Origin of the sequence: Piscirickettsia litoralis (assembly GCF_001720395.1) — a bacterium.
GTDB lineage: Bacteria > Pseudomonadota > Gammaproteobacteria > Piscirickettsiales > Piscirickettsiaceae > Piscirickettsia > Piscirickettsia litoralis.
Window position 1 is genome coordinate 2626488 of record NZ_MDTU01000001.1, and the last position, 17262, is coordinate 2643749.

Genomic DNA, 17262 nt, shown 5'->3' on the forward strand with positions numbered 1-17262 from the left:
AATTTACTTGAAGAAATTGGTCGTGATGCAGCGCGCCCTGATGATCTGGCAGCTGATTTTGGTATGGTTGAAAACGGCTATCGTTTATCACCTGATCAGGCCCAAGCGATTTTGGATTTAAGGCTGCATCGACTAACTGGTCTCGAGCAAGATAAAATCTTTGGTGAATTTAAAGAGTTATTAGAAAAGATTAAAGAATACCTCGCAATTTTAGCCAGCCGTGAGCGTTTGCTTGAGGTGATTCGTGAAGACTTATTGTTAGTTAAAGAACAGTTTGGTGATGAGCGCCGCACTGAAATCCGTGCATCTCAAGAAGATTTAAGCATGGAAGATCTGATTGCTGATGAAAACATGGTGGTGACGTTAACGCATGCCGGTTATGTTAAAACCCAGACGCTAGATACTTATCAAGCTCAGCGTCGTGGTGGACGTGGCAAGAGCGCGACGAGCATGAAAGATGAGGACTTTATCGAGCAGTTAGTGATTGCCGCTCAGCATGATACGCTATTGTGCTTCTCGAATTATGGTAAATTGTATTGGCTTAAAGTTTACTCTGTGCCGCAGGCGAGTCGAATTTCTAAAGGCCGGCCGATTGTTAATTTATTGCCGTTAGAGAAAGATGAAAAAATCCAGGCGATGTTGCCGGTACGTGAGTATAAAGAAGGTATGTACATCTTTATGGCCACAGAAAAAGGCACGGTGAAAAAAATCGGCCTTGACCGAATTTTCTCGCCCACGTGTCAGTGGCATTATTTCCTTGGATCTTGTTGAGGGTGATCGTTTAGTTGGTGTCAGTTTGACGCATGGTGAATGTGACATGATGCTCTTTACCAATAGTGGTAAGGTGATTCGTTTTCCTGAGACGGATGTTCGGGCGATGGGGCGTAATGCACGCGGTGTGAAAGGGATTAATTTATCCGATGAGCAGCGGGTGATTTCAAGTGTGATTGCACCGGTTGAAGGTGATATTCTAACCGTGACTGAAAATGGTTTTGGTAAGCGGACGAAGATCGATGAATATCGCGTTCAAGGTCGTGGGGGTCAGGGCATTATTTCTATACAGGTGAGCGAGCGTAATGGTGCTGTGGTTGGAGCAAGTGCTGTGACGGGTTCTGATGAAGTGATGTTGTTGACCGATGGTGGTACCTTAGTGCGTACACGTGCAGAAGAAATCTCACAAGTCGGCCGAAACACTCAAGGCGTTAAGCTCATTAATTTATCCAATGGAGAGAAGCTTGTTAGTGTTCAACCTGTTGTAGAGGTTGATTTGGATGATGAGATTGATGACAGTGAATCTGATGCTTTAAGCGATAGCAGCCCTGAGACTAATCATGCTGATGTTGATAATATCGATAAAAATGCAAATAGTGACGATGAAGATTAGAGCAAGGACTCGGTTGTGGGAGTAAAAAAGATCTATAACTTTTCTGCAGGCCCGGCGGCCTTGCCCAGAGAGGTTGAATTAGCTTTGCAAGAAGCGATTATTGATTATAAGGGCACAGGTATTTCTGTGGGTTCGATCGGCCATCGAACTGAATTATTTGCTGAGATTGCTGAACAATCAGAAGCACGCTTAAGGCGGTTATTGGCTATTTCTGATGATTATGCGGTGCTATTTTTACACGGTGGTGCGAGTCATCAATTTGCGATGGTGCCGATGAATTTACTTCGCGGCAAGCAAACGACCGATTATTTTCTAACGGGAACTTGGTCGCAAAAAGCCTATAAAGAAGCGCAGCGCTATTGTGATGTAAATATTGTCGGTGATATTCATAAAACCACAGAGGGGTTGATTCACCTGCCAGAGCAGCAAGATTGGCAGCTTAACCCAGAAGCGGCTTATGTCTATTATACGCCAAATGAGACGATTCATGGTTTAGAGTTTCATACTGTTCCGGAAACAGGTAGGGTGCCGCTGGTGGCGGATGCAACATCGACTTTGCTTTCGCGACCCTTGGATGTGAATCAGCACGGTTTGATTTTCGCTGGTGCGCAGAAAAATTTAGGCATTGCAGGGGTAACGATAGTCATTGTTCGTCGTGATTTGCTCGGCCAAGAGCTAAAACACACGCCGACTTTATATTCTTATTTACACCATGATCAGGAGCGATCATTGTCGAATACGGGGCCTGTGTGCCTTGGTATACGACGCATCTTGTCTTGCAATGGTTAGAGCAGCAAGGCGGTGTCGATCATATAGCCGTGATTAATCAGCGTAAGGCGCAAAAGCTTTATGATTACATTGATCAAAGTGATTTTTATTCGAATAAGGTAGTAAAAGCTGATCGTTCTTGGATGAATGTGCCGTTTTTATTGGCAGATAAAAGTCAAGAAGGTCGTTTTTTGCAAGGTGCAGATCAGCAGGGTTTGAAGTTTTTACAAGGTCATCGCAGTGTTGGCGGTATGCGCGCCAGCATTTACAATGCAATGCCAGAAGCAGGTGTTGATGCGCTGATTTCATTTATGCAAGAGTTTGAAAAACAGCAATGAAAGAACAACAAGATTTGCCAATTATTACGATAGATGGGCCGAGTGGCTCGGGTAAAGGGACGATCGCGCAGCGTATTGCTGAGCATTTTGGTTGGCATCTACTCGATAGCGGTGCCCTATATCGGGCTGTGGCGGTATCGGCTGAGTTAGCAGGGATTGCTCTCGATGACGAGATTGCTTTAGGTCAGCTTGCTGAGAATTTAGATATTCGTTTTAGCGCGGATCCTTTAGGCGGAGTCGCTGTAATTTTGGCTGGTGTTGATCAAACTGCACAAGTGCGTGCTGATGAAACGAGTCAAAAAAGCCTCACAAGTGAGCAAGTTAGCTACGGTAAGGGATGGCTTATTTGAGCGCCAGCGCGCATTTGCTGAGGCACCAGGACTGGTCGCCGATGGCCGTGATATGGGCACGGTGATTTTCCCCGAAGCAGCTGTGAAAATCTATCTAACGGCATCTGCTGAGATTCGTGCTGAGCGCCGCCACAAACAATTGCAAGGGCGCGGCATTCATGCTAACCTAGACCGCCTCCGAGAGGAGATTTCTGCGCGGGATCAACGTGATATGAATCGGCCCATTGCGCCACTTCGGCCAGCCGAGGATGCACGTGTGATTGATGCGACAGATTTGGGTATTGCTGAAGTCGTTAAGATCGTGTTGGAAGAGATATCAACCAGGCTCTCCTAACCACTTTGCTTTGGCTTATTTAAACTTAATTATTGTTTCCTGGGAATCAAATTTATGTCTGAAAGTTTTGCACAGCTCTTTGAAGAAAGTCTCGCTAGTTCCGATTTTAAAGTCGGTGGTTTAATGACTGGAACAATCGTTCGTATTGAAAAGGACGTTGTTGTTGTCAATGCAGGTCTAAAGTCTGAAGGCTTTATTCCAACAACTCAATTCTTGAACGAAAAGGGCGAGCTCGAAGTTCAAGTCGGTGATCAAGTTGAAGTGGTTCTTGACGCTGTTGAAGATGGTTTCGGTGAGACACGTTTATCACGCGAGCGTGCAAAACGCTTAGAAAGCTGGTCTGAGCTTGAGAAAGAGTACGAAGAAGGTAACACAATCCGTGGTATGATCAGTGGCCGTGTCAAAGGTGGTTTCATTGTTGATGTTAAAGCAATGCGTGCCTTCTTGCCAGGTTCTTTGGTGGATGTTCGCCCAGTGCGTGATCCAGCGGGCCTTGAAGGTCAAGAGCTTGAGTTTAAAATCATCAAAATGGATCAAAAACGTAACAACATCGTTGTTTCTCGTCGTTCAGTCATCGAGCAAGAAACAAGTGCTGAGCGTGATGCGCTGTTGTCTACGCTCGAAGAAGGTCAAAAAGTTAAGGGTGTTGTTAAGAACTTAACTGATTATGGTGCCTTTATTGATTTAGGTGGTATCGACGGTCTTCTACATATTACCGATATGTCATGGCGTCGTATCAAGCACCCAAGTGAATTGGTGCAAATCGGTGATGAAATCGATGTTCGCGTTCTTAAGTTCGATAAAGATAAATCACGTGTATCATTAGGCTTAAAACAGCTCGGTGAAGATCCTTGGGTTGCGATTAAAGGCCGTTACCCTGAAGAAGCGCGTCTAAGTGGTCGTGTGACAAACATCACAGATTACGGTTGCTTCGTTCAGCTTGAAGAAGGTATCGAAGGTTTGGTTCACGTGTCTGAAATGGACTGGACCAACAAAAATGTGATGCCAAGCAAATTGGTTTCTGTCGGTGATGAGATTGATGTTCTTGTTCTTGAAATTGATGAAGAGCGTCGTCGTATTTCCCTCGGTATGAAGCAATGTGTGCCTAATCCTTGGAAAGAGTTCTCTGAGAAATACAATAAGAGCGATAAAGTCTCTGGTAAGATCAAGTCGATCACTGACTTTGGTTTATTCATCGGTCTTGATGGCGGCATCGACGGTTTGGTTCACTTGTCTGATATTTCTTGGAATGAGAATGGCGAAGAAGCGGTTCGCAAGTATAAGAAAGGTGAAGAAGTTGAAGCCGTTGTTCTTTCTGTTGATTCAGAGCGCGAGCGTGTTTCTTTGGGTATCAAGCAACTTGAACAAGACCCATTCACACGTTTCGTCACTGATAATGAGAAAGGTGCTGAAGTTTCAGGCACGGTTGCCGAAGTTGACGGTAAAGGTGTTATTGTTGATTTAGGTGAAGGTGTTGAAGGCTTCATCCGTACGGCTGATGTTGCTGCCGAGCTGAAAGTCGGTGATGCTGTTTCTGCATACTTTGTTGCGGTAGACCGTAAGAACCGTAATATCAGCTTGTCTATGACATCTGCTGAGCAGTCTGCGGATAAACCTGCAGCGGCTGCGACAAAAGCTCCGCGCAAAGAAAAAGCTGAAGCGCCGGTGAATGCGACGCTAGGTGATCTTTTCAAAGCAGCGCAAGCGAAAGATAACGACGAGTAATTTTTCTTCATCGCTATTTTTAGTATTCGCGATAAAAGGGTGGCCTGTGTGGTTGCCCTTTTTTATTGTTTTAAAATTAAATTCTGTTGCGAATTGTCGATTGCTATGGGAAGGCTTGAATTATGAAAATTATTAAATATATTGTTTTTGGGGTTATTGTTGTAATTATTGCTGGATTCTCAGCGCTGAATGCGGAGAGTGTGGCTGTTAATTATTATTGGGGTGAAATTAGGATGCCAATGGCATTGTTACTTGCTATCGTTTTTATTTTGGCAGTTACTTTTAGCTCTTTATTGTTTTTGAAGAGGATTGTTAATTTACGTATGAAAATCCGTTCATTGGAAAAAAAGGCAGCTAAATGTTCAAAAGCAATGATTGTTTAGAGCGCTTCTTTCCGTTGATTTGACCCATCGGTCAGTCGGCCTTGTGCTACTCTTTAAGATACACGGTATTTTCTGGAAGTCGCATTTATTATGAGTTCGGTAAAAGCATTTTTGGTGGTTTGGTCGTTACTAGGAGGCAATATTGCTGAAACAACCGAGGCTGACTTTAACGGACAACTCGTTGTGCAGCAGGTGAATGTGAATCATGCTGATGCGGATACGCTGGCAACGGTGCTAAATGGCTGTGGGCTGAGAAAAGCGCATGCTATTATTAACTATCGCAAGGAGCATGGCCCTTTTAAATCAATAAAGGATTTAGCTAAAGTTGAAGGGATATCCGAACAACTTGTGCTTCGCAATAAATCTCGCCTGCTTTTTTAGTCAGTTCGTTACCTTTCTTACTTTTTACAAAGTTTATCTTTATTGATGTCTTTGATTTATTGTTTACAGAAGTTTTTATTTTTGTAATTTTCCATATGTTCGCAAAGCTGTTTTTATAGTAAAATAGCGATCTTTGCTGTGTGGTATTGAAACCAGCGGTGTTTTTATGTGAAAAAATAGATTGTATAAATGAAGAAAAAATAATGAGTACACGGTTAAAATTAGGGAAAATCCACCATATTGCTTTGATTGTTTCTGATTATAAAAAATCTAAAAAGTTTTATTGTGATGTTTTAGGATTAGACATTATTGCTGGGACTTATCGTGCCAAGCGTGATTCTTACAAGTTGGACTTAAAACTTGCTGGTGGTGATCAATTAGAGCTTTTTTCGTTTCCTAATGCTCCAGAGCGTCTAAGTTTTCCTGAGGGTTGTGGCCTTCGTCACTTGGCTTTTGCCGTCACTGATATTGATGAGTGGGTTGAATATTTAAATCAGTGTAGTATCGATGTTGAAGCGATTAGAGTCGACGAGTTGACTGGGCGGCGCTACACTTTTTTTGCTGATCCGGATGGATTGCCTTTGGAGCTTTATCAAGGGTAAATAAATTGTATTAAATTATTTTTGAAAAAGCACAGAGGTGCTTACAATCTATACTTGAATTAATAAAGTTTTTGATTATTTTTATGTGGGAAGCGAAGCTAAAGAGGTATACTATACTATAGATTTTTAATTAAATCTTTGTTACCTTTTCTAAGGTCGGTAAAAACGGGGTAATTTATGCATTTTTTAGGATGTTGTTATACAAGGGATGGGTTATGAACGTAAAAGAGTTGCCATTAACAAGTTATAAGTCTGATGGGCAGCAGGTTTTTAGGGTGTCTTCAGCTGATTTGCACAAAAACTTAAAAGTAGTCACAGATTTATTGACAGAGGGTCATTTTATTGAGATCACAAAGCATAAAAGAAAAATCGGGCTAATTGTTCCTTATTGATTAATGTTTTTTGATTTTTATTTTTATAATAAATACGGATCTTTCAGATCGCTGCAATTTCCTTAAATAACTAAATGATTGTTTTTATATTTAAAGAAAATATAGCAGTTTGTGCGGCAGCGATTTTATAACTCGAGAATATAATCTAAAATATGGAGTGTTATCTATTAAGCATATAAATAGGGCTTAATAACTTAAGCCCTTGCAGTTGTTTATTTTATTGAGTAGGCGGTAATTGCACGGCCATCGACTTCATGATGATTGACTCCTCCATCACGACTTAAAAAAATAGTTTTTCCATTAATAATTGCAATACCCTCAGTATTTCCTTTGTTATCTGATTTTAGGTCTGAAAATTGGTAACAGACTTGAGTGCGAGATTGGGCGTTGCAGCCTGATAGTTTTTCGATACGTAAATAGTTAGATTGTACGGAGTTAATATGACTGTATACATTATGCAGAGTGTATAATTTACCGCTTGCAGCATCGTACTCTAAACCGGAGCTATCTTCATAGTTTGTATTAATTGCATTAATAAATCGACAATTTTTATCATATTGTGCCATCGAACTACAATGTCCACCACCAGGCCTTAATTCGAATGCATAAATCGCACCTTTATGATTTTTAAGGTGAGAACTATCAGAGTTTAATGTTTGGTGAGACACAAAAAATAAACCGCCAAAGTGAGCTTTGTGACTTGGTGTGTAAGTTTTTCCTGTATGGTCTTTAAAACCAGATTTAACTAGTACATGGTCAGGAACAAAGGCAATACCTTCTAAACCATTGCGAGGTTCAGTATGGGTTAATTTTTTGGCTGATGCTCCATTTGTATTTTAAATAGTGATTAATATTTTCTATATTATTACGATTGCTTGAAATAAGGGATTCTTTGGGAAGTTGATAAAACTGAATAGAGTCTTTTTTCTTGCCTCCTTCATTGAGGATAAATAAATGGTTAGGCTTTGGTTGATTGTTATTATCATATAAAATAGTAACACCTTCAAAATCATGTTGAGAGCTAGGGTCATAGAGAGTTTGGCTCACCTGACTATAGTATTTATTATTTATTTTATTTAAGTGAACAAGCCAGGCAATGCCGGGACCGTTCTTAACGACCCAAAATCTTAATTGTGAGTCATCAAGTGTGTCGGGGGCCCAGACAATACCACTGACATTTTGTTCAAAAGATTGATAAGAGTAGGGCGAGCCTTGGTGCAGGCCATGAACGGGTTTAGCACATTCTTTATTAAGGCAGTGATGTATGGCAGTATTAGCAATATTAACATTTGAAATAAGAGAAAAGAGCAAAGCTGATATTAGATATAAAAAATCCATTTTTTTTGCGCATAATAACACCTTGTCATTTTATAGGTCGTTTAATAATAAATCATGAATCTTGAAAAATATTAAATTAAATTTTTAATCCACCATCATATTTAATTCCTTGTTTGTTTTAATTATCTTTCTTGGTATTTTAGATCGTTAATTTAAAATAATTAAGTCTTTTAATCTTTAGTTAATAATTGTTTTCGATTGATGGTTTTTTTGGTGTTTTCATTGATGCTGAATAGGGCAAGAGAGTTATTATTATGGATTATGGTTTGAATGAGCTATAGTCTTCATGTTTTTAATTTGTGTTAAAAGTATTTTTAACTGGTTTTGAATGTTTATTTTGAGTCAGACTTATTAGGAGTTGGACACAGATAAGATCAATTAGAAGCGATAACGTGCCTTAATAGAACCGCTATGCATTGATGAATTAGATCCCCAGTCATATTGAGCAGAAGCTGAGGCTAGCCAATTTTCACTAAATTTCATTTTTAAGCCAAGTTGAGCAGAAAGGATGTTACGAGCTCCTTTAACCCCTTCAATTAAAACGCCAGAAGCAGACGGGTTGCCTACCGCTCCTGCAAGGGAAGTTTGATAGTCAACGCCAGTATTTGTTTGGTGGTATGCCATTAATTGAAAGCTAGGTATGATTGAACCCGTTTCTAATGGTAAATGATAAGCCAAACGCAGGCCCGCACCTGCAGGGATAGCGTGTACTGGCTTTTGATTAATTGTTTGGGCAGCACTGCCAACCGTAATTGAGCTAGTCTCAGTATATTCTTCGGCATCAACATATGTGTAACTAAAGGAGCTTATAGCTGTTACAGAAAGTTCTTGAGACAATGGGAGGTTGTAGCCTGTTGCAACATTTGCAGACAGAACATTGCCATTATATTTAGCGGCTAATGTTTGTGCGATAGCATTATCGCCTGTGAGCTGGTTAGTATAATTGTATTCATTCACGCCAAAAGTTATATTGCCGTTAATAAAAAATCTATCGACATTAATTCCTGTATACAGGCTAGCGAGATAGCTGTTAATGTTAGAGCTTTGTAATCGAACATTGGTATCTACTGCGGATTGGGCATAAGCTAACGCAAAGCCGATAGCCATATTTTCTCCAACCAAAGAGTCAGCACCAAAAGCGACGCCATAAGTATTGGCATTATAGCCAAACACTTCGTCATGACCTTTGTCATCGATTTTACCACCGAAAAACTCACCCCATACTCCGTGTCGAATAACTTTAGAACCGCTTGAAACACCTGTGACATGGGGGTGTGTGCGTAACCTAGATATGCGGCGTTGTAAAACGCCATTAGCGCCGGCAAACGTATTCAGTCCATTGATAACAGTATGAGTGTTAGAACCTGAAACATCGGGGGTTACCTGAAACATGAAATTATCTAATTCATTTTGAGTCATCGTTAGGGTTGCATTGGATAATATATTCGAATGAGTAAGCCCTGTTGTCGCGCTAGAATAATGATCTAAATTCTGATTTGCAAAAGCGATAAAGCGGTCAGCAACCACCTGATCGACTGTTTTTGAGGCGCCGCTCGCAATTATGGTAGTTACTTTATTTTGAGTGAGTGAAGTAAATGGTAAAAATGCTGTTTGTTTTAGACTTCCATTTGTAAATATATTCACTTTAGAAGCATCAATAATTGCAATTGTTTCACCGTCAGCAAACTTCTCTGTATTAACTGCTGCGGACTTGCCAACAATAATTTTAGCGCCCGCTAAATTAATGCGATCGCCAATCAATGTGAGTGTCGTTTGGTCAAGTGCGGCTTGATTTGCAGGTAAAGCCTCTATAATAATTTTTCCAGAAGGTTGTACATAACTATTTGTTGCCGTCAATGTAGCAACAATATTATTGGGGGTCGTTGCGTCTGCAATAACTTTAAGGTCGCCTTGATGTGTATAATCTTCTGTAATCGTTAACGTGGGTGAATTCGCCTCTGCTGCACCATTAAAGTAAATATCACCATTACCACTTAATGATTTAATCGTCGGATTATTTCCATTCGACGAGATATCTAAAGTTCCTATATTTTCTAGTTTATCAAGGCTATAGTCTCCGCTACCATTTGTCAGGCGTAACGTTCCATGATTAGTGAATGTTGAAACATTGCTTACTGAACCTGATAAAATCACCGAATCATTTGTTATCATTGTTTCTATGTTGTTAATGGCTCCCAATTGAGGTGTTTGGTTATTTCCTGAAGTAACGAAAGTCACTGTTCCATTTACAATTAATATATCATTATCCGTTGTTGATTCGCCATCAATAAGATCATTCGCAGCATTCGTATTAAATCCTGCTCCAACCGTAATCGTTGCATTTGTGCCTGCTGCAAACGTTAGATCACCTTTTAATGTGCCATTAAAGAGGTTTTCCGTTGAATTTATCGTTTTGGCTTTAGTGGTTTCGAGGGTTGACCCTGCTGAAAGGGTCAATTTTTTACTGCCCGTTAGAATGGCATTTCCATTAAACGTGAGTGTGCCGGACTCAATCGTTAAACTATCAAAGTTGCTGATATTGCTGATCCCTGAAGTGCCACGTGATGTTAAGGTATCCTGCCCTGAGCCACCGTCAATAGTTTCAGTTAATGTGCCAGAATCCTCCAGGATGACTGTTTGATCACTCTCACCGAGGGTTAACGCTGAACCTAAAGTGCCTTTTAAGGTTACATTGGTCGCGTCTACAATTTTATTATTAGAATCAAATCCTGTAGCCCCTGTATTGACAGTAAAGTGGGTAATATTCATACCATTTGGGTCATCCGCAGCAACAATATCCGCCGCTAATTTAGTGCCTGCCCCGGCAATTTCAAGTTTGCTAAAGTTTTTAAGAGTTGGTGCATTGACGTCTGTTCTGTCTAATGCGTTTAATACGAGGGTATTATTTCCTGAGCCACCATTGATTGTTTTACCTATTGTTGAGTGGTTCGCTGATAGAGTCACTTTATCATCACTATCGCCTCCTGTAACACTCACCCCAATTGCGCCATTAAACGTTACAGTGCCTCCAGAACTTGCTGAACCAACAGTAATATTGTCATCATTGCCACCGCCAGAAACAATGGTTCCATTAAAGGTTGCTACTGCGCCGCCATCAACAACGATAGAATCCATTCCTGTAATATTGCCACCGACTAAAGATGTTCCTTTCATTGTTAAACTATCAGCGCTATTAACACTACTTGCGGTTAATGTGTTTGTAACCGTTCCTGAATTTGTAACGACCATTTTGCCATCAATGCCTGAGCCTGAATTAGTATCGATTGAGGAAATTGTACCTGTGTTGCTGCTCACAATGACATCGCCAGCTGTTAGGGTTTCACCATCAGTGGCAACACCTGTTGTTGAGGTAATCGCACCAGTAATTGACCCGGCATTGCTGACAATTATGATATCACCGCCAGTCGCACTGCCAGAGCTACCATTCCCAGCGCCATTAGCAGCAGCTGCTGCCGTAGAAGTAATGCTTCCTGTGAGTCCTGATGCAGAGTTAGAAACAATTGTAATTGCTCCGCCCACTGCGCTACCGCCATCATTAGCAGAGCCACCATCGCTACCGCCTGTGGCCGTGCTAGATATACTGCCAATAGCTCCTGAGTTTGCATCAATTGTAACCGCACCCCCATTTGAAGCCGCGCCTGTCGAATTGCCTCCGCCATCTCCTCCTGTTACTTGGGAAACAAGCACCCCGGCAGTTTCTGTATTATTGGTTATGGTTAAGGTTCCTGCTATTCCAACCCCTGCTGCATTATCCGCTTGACCTGTCGCAACAACATTTGTACTGCCATAAATGAAGCCACCTGCATTATTGATTTTAATATTCCCTCCCGTGACTGTTGCTCCACCCGAACCTGCTCCTGTGGTCAATAGTGCGATACTGCCTGCTGTCGTATCAATTGTGCCTGAGTTTACAACATCAATGGACCCTGTCGTATTTGTAACAACTCCAGTTGTGCCAAGAGCGCTGCTGTCTAGCGTGGTACCCGATGCTAAACTTAAAGTAACGTCTGCTCCGATGGCTTTAACTGCACTGGCATTACCTGCTGTAATTGCAGAACCTCCTGCAGTTAAATTAACCGTCACTGCGCCTGTTGCAGAGCTGGAGTCAATGATTTGATTCGTTGTCGATGCTGTTTGGGCGGCAGAAATGTTAATTGTTGTTACCCCTGTTGTATCAGAGTGTGTAACCAAATCAATGGCTCCGGCGTTATCTCCAACGGTTAAGTTAATTGTTGAAGTCTTTGTGCTTGCTGGAGTATCTGCAACCAAAATCGTGCCGGTCAATGCTGTAGTGTCACTGACATTTAAGATTGTAGATTGGTCGTCTGTTGTAATTGTAACGTTTGTTGTTGCCGCTGTTGTGGATGCAGTTGCGTCATCTGCTGTTGCTGTGGCTGTGGTGGCATTTGTTTGTGTCATATTCGTGCCAGCCGTTATAGCAGCTCCTCCAACAATTGTACTCGCTGCTGCGTGTGTATTTACTCCAAACCCTCCTAAAGCTACTGCTAGGCTTGCAAAAAGCACCGACTGCTGAAAGGGTGAAGGAGGAAGTTTTGTTTTTGATTTAGCCACTGAATATAACTTTTTTGATAAACAATTTTATACATTGCAATTTAAATGCCTAAAACCTGAAAGTTAAATCACTTAGGGTTGCCTTCCTCGCCGCTTGCGGCGAAAGAAAACAAAGCGCATTGCCGCCGGAAGGGAGAATTTCTCGAAATACTCGACTGCTTGTGGCGGAGATAGAAAAGTTCAGTTTTGCACAATTTTATATAGACACAAGGTTTTTGATGAGCCTTACAGAAGTACGTTGAAATGAATTATAGAAAAGATTGGTTATGATTATCATATTGAGATTGTTGAGTTAGAGGCTCCGATTAATCATATACACATGGTGGTTAAGTCAGAGTCAAAAGTATCGCCACCAAATATAACACAAGTGGTAAAAAATATTTCAGCAAGGCAATTGTTTTAAGTTATATCCATAGGTTAAAAAACGATACTTTTGGAGGGAAGTTATGGACTTAAATCTTTTTCGTAGAAACGATTGTTAATGTTAGCGAAGAGGTGATTCGAGAGTATGTAAGAAACCAACTGAAGGCAATAGATAAAAATGGGGGGTACTATAATAATATAGAAAAAAAGAAGTTTTTATTAATTGTTGACCTTATTTTGCATGTTAATATGAGAAAAAGCTGCAAAATATGGGGTGAGTAGGTCGAGTTAGAGGAGATTTTGTCACATTAGATATGCAAAATACCTGCCGAAGTGGTGACGCTTACGTGAGCTGGTGGTTATGAATTGCATTCGATACACATACCGGAGAAATGATTGCCTTTGTGTTTGGCAGAAGAAAAGATGATGGTTTTAGGGATTTAAAAAGGTTTTGAGTCGTTATGAAATTAAAATTCATCATGGTGATGGCTGGGAATCTTATATCGGACTTTTAGATAAAAAAGCATAATATCTCGAAAGCATTGATCACAAAAATTGAACGTAAATTCTTAACGCTCTTAACGCTACGTATGAGAATTAAGAGACTTTGCCGAAAAACGATCTGTTTTTCTAAGAGTGGATTGATCCATGATATCGTGATTAGTTTATTCATTAATGGTTATGAATTTGGGAGGGTAGTTTAATGCTAGCCAGCAACACTTTTGGAGGGCTATCAGGTAAAAGAGTGATCAAGGGAGACTTACTCAATGGCAAAAAAAGTATTCGTGTTTGATATTGATGAAACTTTACTATCTTCTCGACCTAATATTGATAAAATATTAAATAAGGTTAGTAAAACCCCTTCTAGTTATGATCCATATGGTGGTTATTTTGGTACGTGTTACTCGATTAACAAGCAAAAAATGAAGTCTATAATGGAAAGCATTATAGCAGAAGGACATGCAATTGCTTTTGTTACTGCTGGTAACATTGAGAAGTACGAGATTAGAAGTTTTGTTGAAAAAGAATATGGAATTGACTTAGGTGATTCATTTTTATATTTCAACGACCAGCTGGACAAAACACCAGCATTAAAAGAGATTCAACGACATTATAAGTGCAAGCCTCAAGATTTAATTTTTACTGATAATGCAGAGTATCATTTACATCCTGCTCGAAAGGAAGGTTTCACGACCATATATGCTGATAATAATTTTTTTGATAAAACTGATGGGGCCAATTATACAAAAGAGTTAGAGAGCCAACTAAGAAGCTCTTTGGACATATCTCTTGTTGAGTCAGAGTATGAAGTTATTGATAAAGATGAGTGGGTTGATCTTGGTGATTCTAAGAGTTCTTTTATATTCTTTGAGAAATCAAAAGAGCGGCAAAAAGAGTCACCTTTAGATTCAGAGTGGGCTTTAGTCTGATTAAGCTTGTTAAGGTATTCTCCCAGAGGTGTGGTTTTGTGAGATGGTGCTGGCGTCAGTTTCGTGGCACTGATCTTTTGTTTTTCGAGGTTTGCAGTACAGAATACCACGCCGAATTTTCTAAAAAATTACCTTTTATTTACCAAAAAATTACCTTATTGGTTTTGTTTATCCTATAAGATAAACATGTTTATCATAAACACCTTTAGATTCTTGTCGTAATTAAATTTAGGTCTATGTAGTATGAAATATTCTCAAATTTTTAAAAAAGCTTTCGAAAATTATACTAAAATGGCTATACGTCCAGGATACACTGCTGGACGATTTGCTAGTATAAGACATGGCAAAAAAATGTATCCTCATATAAAAAACTTGCAGGATAAATTGTCAAATCCACAATCGAACCCTAAGCAGTTGTTAGATGACTATTTTAAGTCAGATGATACCAAACTCAATAATCACTCGTTTGCTATGTATTTAATAGATGCTTTAGAAGCACATGACCCTAAGGAAAATTGGGGGAAATATTACCCCCAGGGTAAAAAAGTTGTTTTTTATTCTGGGAAATTGTATCTAGGCACAATGCAGTCTCCAGAGGATGCATTTACAAATGGTATGAGCGCTAATTCTACGCCTACGCTAGAACCTTATATAAGTGGTACTTCTAAGGGAACAGGACTATCGACTTCTAAATCAAAGCAAGTTGCTGAAAGTGATTCTCAGGAAATTATTCCTATGATTGGAATGCCACTGGAAGAACCAATGGTTAAGAATGGTTATACATATAAGATTAACTACCGAGGTTCTGGAGGGGTCGATATAGTCGGCACCCATAAGGCAAGAAGCAACTCTCGTGTTCTCAGTACTGCCTGTAAGTTCAAACAAGAAGTTAATATTATTGGTAAGGTTGAAGCTCGAGATATTGTAGGGTGTTGGGATCATAAGGGTGAATGGATGGCTAACCCAAACTATCAGCCTAACTTCGCAATAAAGCAGCCAGAAACTTTCTCAGCAAGAAGAGCATTAATTTTTATTGATGCAGTGGGAAAAGATAAAGACCTTCCCAAAAGTAAAGAAATAGAAATGCAGTCGTTATAAAAAGCTATTTCTTTATAGTTTCAGTGTTATTCGAAGAAACAGCATAAAATCAGGGTCCGTACTATCAAATAGTGGCTATGCGGTGGAGAACACCGCGCGATTTGATCACTTGTTGCTGGGTGTACTGCTTGACATTTTAAAGTGAAGCTGCTTGTTTCACGAAATTTTGTCTTGAGATAAGTTAAGGAAACTTATTACTTCCAGTGCGGTTTAAAGTGTAGTAGCTCAGACCTCATCTGACAGTTCCCAACTTTTCATTAGGTGACTGTCAGGTAAAGTTTAGTTAAAAACCTTTTCCTTCCAGATTTGTTTTCCATCAATCAAAGTTTGCATTGGAGTTCGTCCACAGCAAACTTTACCTTGATGAGTTCGCTCATTATTATAGTAATTGATCCATTCGTCCAGATCTTTTTGTATAGACTGGATATCAGAGTAAACCTTTTTACGAAGAATAACCTGATAAAACTCTTGTAAAATAGTTTTATGGAAGCGCTCACAAATACCATTGGTTTGGGGCGATTGAGCCTTAGTTTTCGTATGCTCGATATCATTTAATGCTAAATAAAGTTGATAATCATGCTGCTCAGCCTTTCCACAGTACTCAGTGCCTCGATCAGTTAAAATCCGAAGCATTGGCAAATCATACTGCTCAAAGAGGGGGAGCACTTTATCATTAAGTGCATCTGCAGCTGTAATGGGTGTTTTAGTTGTGTAAAGCTTCGCACAGGCCACTTTGCTATAGGTATCAACAAAAGTCTGCTGGTAAACGCGGCCAACCCCTTTAAAAGTGCCCACATAGTAAAGTATCTTGAGAACCCAAATATCCAGGATGTGCCGTTTCAATTTCACCGCAAGCTTCATCATCATGTTTCTTTTTCTCAAGAGCAATGACTTGAGCTTCTGTTAAAATAATTCCATCTTCCGCAACTTTAGTTTCTAATGCTTTCAGTCGAGCTTTAAAGTTCGCTAAATTGTTGCGGACTCACACACTGCGAACACCGCTCCCAGAAACAAAAATACCTCGCTTACGAAGCTCATTGCTTGCTCTATGCTGCCCATGTGCAGGTTCTTCTATCGCATACTCAATGACGGCTTGCTCAATATGAGCATCAACCCTATTTTGCAAGTTGGGTTTACGGCGATTGCTATCAAATAAGGCTTCAACGCCACCTTCTTCAACAGCGGTCTTGTAACGATAAAATGTATCTCGCGATAATCCCATGAGCTTGCACGCTTTAGAAACATTGCCTAATTCTTCTGCTAAATTTAAAAGCCCAACTTTATGTTTTATGATTTTGTCTGTAGTATTTAACATGAGGGTAACCTTCTTTTGTGGTTTAATGTTTGCACTTAAATCAAAGTCGGAAACCCTCGCTTTTTCAAGCAAATGTCAGATCAAGTCAGAACTAATCCATTTAAAGCAATGACAGACGGCTTTATCAGTATCAATGCCTAAAAATTTTTTGATAATTTCCATCGCAATGACTTCTCAATCACTTGAAGCTGGAGCAAAACCGTTACGACGAAATTGAGCTGTATCAGGCAGTTGATTATAAATATCTTCAATCAAATAGTATACGGCAATGATGAAACCCTCTAATGACATAGGTATATTTCTTTTGATTTTCTTGCTCCAAAACAAAAGTATCGAAGCTGCCCTTATCAATCAGTTGGTAAAATTGAGCATCGTGTAATATCTTGTTTTTCACCATAGCTTTTTGAATATATAGAATTAAGTTTTTTTTATCTATATTCGAGCATATGTTGTGCGCATATAATTTTT

General features: G+C 39.9%; 14 protein-coding genes and 3 pseudogenes. 13 read left to right on the top strand and 4 right to left on the bottom strand.

What is annotated here, in order from left to right:
* The 9 genes and pseudogenes from BGC07_RS23930 to BGC07_RS21245 form a co-directional block, all read left to right on the top strand.
* Window positions 1–1384: pseudogene (locus BGC07_RS23930) on the top strand (DNA gyrase C-terminal beta-propeller domain-containing protein); the annotation flags it as partial.
* A 15-nt stretch (window positions 1385–1399) separates the two neighbouring features.
* Entirely contained in the window at window positions 1400–2173 is a 774-nt protein-coding gene (gene serC, locus BGC07_RS13065) for a 3-phosphoserine/phosphohydroxythreonine transaminase (RefSeq protein ID WP_317135131.1), read from the top strand.
* On the top strand, window positions 2134–2490 hold the full coding sequence (locus BGC07_RS23670; protein WP_317135132.1) for an aminotransferase class V-fold PLP-dependent enzyme: 357 nt from the start codon (window positions 2134–2136) through the stop codon (window positions 2488–2490). The genes serC and BGC07_RS23670 overlap by 40 nt, the downstream gene beginning before the upstream one ends.
* Window positions 2487–3174 (top strand): annotated as a pseudogene (gene cmk / locus BGC07_RS13070) ((d)CMP kinase). The gene BGC07_RS23670 and the pseudogene cmk overlap by 4 nt, the downstream one beginning before the upstream one ends.
* Window positions 3175–3228: 54 nt before the next feature.
* Window positions 3229–4899 carry a 30S ribosomal protein S1 gene (gene rpsA / locus BGC07_RS13075; protein WP_069313463.1) on the top strand — a complete coding sequence of 557 codons (1671 nt, stop codon included), beginning with the start codon at window positions 3229–3231 and terminating at the stop codon, window positions 4897–4899.
* A 122-nt stretch (window positions 4900–5021) separates the two neighbouring features.
* Window positions 5022–5282 (top strand): lipopolysaccharide assembly protein LapA domain-containing protein, encoded by a 261-nt coding sequence (locus BGC07_RS13080; RefSeq protein WP_069313464.1) that lies wholly within the window; start codon window positions 5022–5024, stop codon window positions 5280–5282.
* Window positions 5283–5372: 90 nt separating this feature from the next.
* Window positions 5373–5663 carry a ComEA family DNA-binding protein gene (locus BGC07_RS13085; RefSeq protein ID WP_069313465.1) on the top strand — a complete coding sequence of 97 codons (291 nt, stop codon included), beginning with the start codon at window positions 5373–5375 and terminating at the stop codon, window positions 5661–5663.
* Between the two features lie 203 nt (window positions 5664–5866).
* Window positions 5867–6265 carry an SMU1112c/YaeR family gloxylase I-like metalloprotein gene (gloA2, locus tag BGC07_RS13090; RefSeq protein ID WP_069313894.1) on the top strand — a complete coding sequence of 133 codons (399 nt, stop codon included), beginning with the start codon at window positions 5867–5869 and terminating at the stop codon, window positions 6263–6265.
* A gap of 215 nt (window positions 6266–6480) precedes the next feature.
* A complete protein-coding gene (locus BGC07_RS21245; protein ID WP_201258148.1) occupies window positions 6481–6657 on the top strand; it encodes a hypothetical protein in 177 nt (58 codons plus the stop codon).
* A 212-nt stretch (window positions 6658–6869) separates the two neighbouring features.
* Here BGC07_RS21245 and BGC07_RS13095 read toward each other — a convergent pair whose 3' ends face one another.
* The 3 genes from BGC07_RS13095 to BGC07_RS13105 form a co-directional block, all read right to left on the bottom strand.
* Window positions 6870–7325, bottom strand: coding sequence for a hypothetical protein (locus BGC07_RS13095; protein WP_069313466.1), 456 nt, complete (start codon window positions 7323–7325; stop codon window positions 6870–6872).
* Between the two features lie 127 nt (window positions 7326–7452).
* Complete coding sequence (locus BGC07_RS13100) at window positions 7453–7995, bottom strand: hypothetical protein (RefSeq protein WP_069313467.1); 543 nt, start codon at window positions 7993–7995, stop codon at window positions 7453–7455.
* Window positions 7996–8373: 378 nt separating this feature from the next.
* Complete coding sequence (locus tag BGC07_RS13105; RefSeq protein WP_069313468.1) at window positions 8374–12588, bottom strand: beta strand repeat-containing protein; 4215 nt, start codon at window positions 12586–12588, stop codon at window positions 8374–8376.
* A gap of 259 nt (window positions 12589–12847) precedes the next feature.
* On the opposite strand from BGC07_RS13105, the gene BGC07_RS23935 reads away from it, so the two are divergent.
* From BGC07_RS23935 to BGC07_RS13115, 4 genes are all read left to right on the top strand, one after another.
* Window positions 12848–12991: a transposase gene (locus BGC07_RS23935; protein WP_394332137.1), complete on the top strand. Its 144-nt coding sequence runs from the start codon at window positions 12848–12850 to the stop codon at window positions 12989–12991.
* A 490-nt stretch (window positions 12992–13481) separates the two neighbouring features.
* Window positions 13482–13655 (top strand): IS1 family transposase, encoded by a 174-nt coding sequence (locus BGC07_RS23940; protein WP_394332138.1) that lies wholly within the window; start codon window positions 13482–13484, stop codon window positions 13653–13655.
* A 63-nt stretch (window positions 13656–13718) separates the two neighbouring features.
* Window positions 13719–14381, top strand: a complete 663-nt coding sequence (locus BGC07_RS13110) for a hypothetical protein (RefSeq protein ID WP_069313469.1) — start codon at window positions 13719–13721, stop codon at window positions 14379–14381.
* Between the two features lie 243 nt (window positions 14382–14624).
* The gene (locus BGC07_RS13115) at window positions 14625–15479 is read left to right on the top strand and encodes a hypothetical protein (protein ID WP_069313470.1); all 855 of its coding nucleotides are present in this window, start codon (window positions 14625–14627) and stop codon (window positions 15477–15479) included.
* 279 nt (window positions 15480–15758) lie between these two features.
* Here the strand turns inward: BGC07_RS13115 and BGC07_RS13120 are convergent.
* A pseudogene (locus tag BGC07_RS13120) lies at window positions 15759–16794 on the bottom strand (IS481 family transposase).
* Window positions 16795–17262 lie beyond the last annotated feature (468 nt).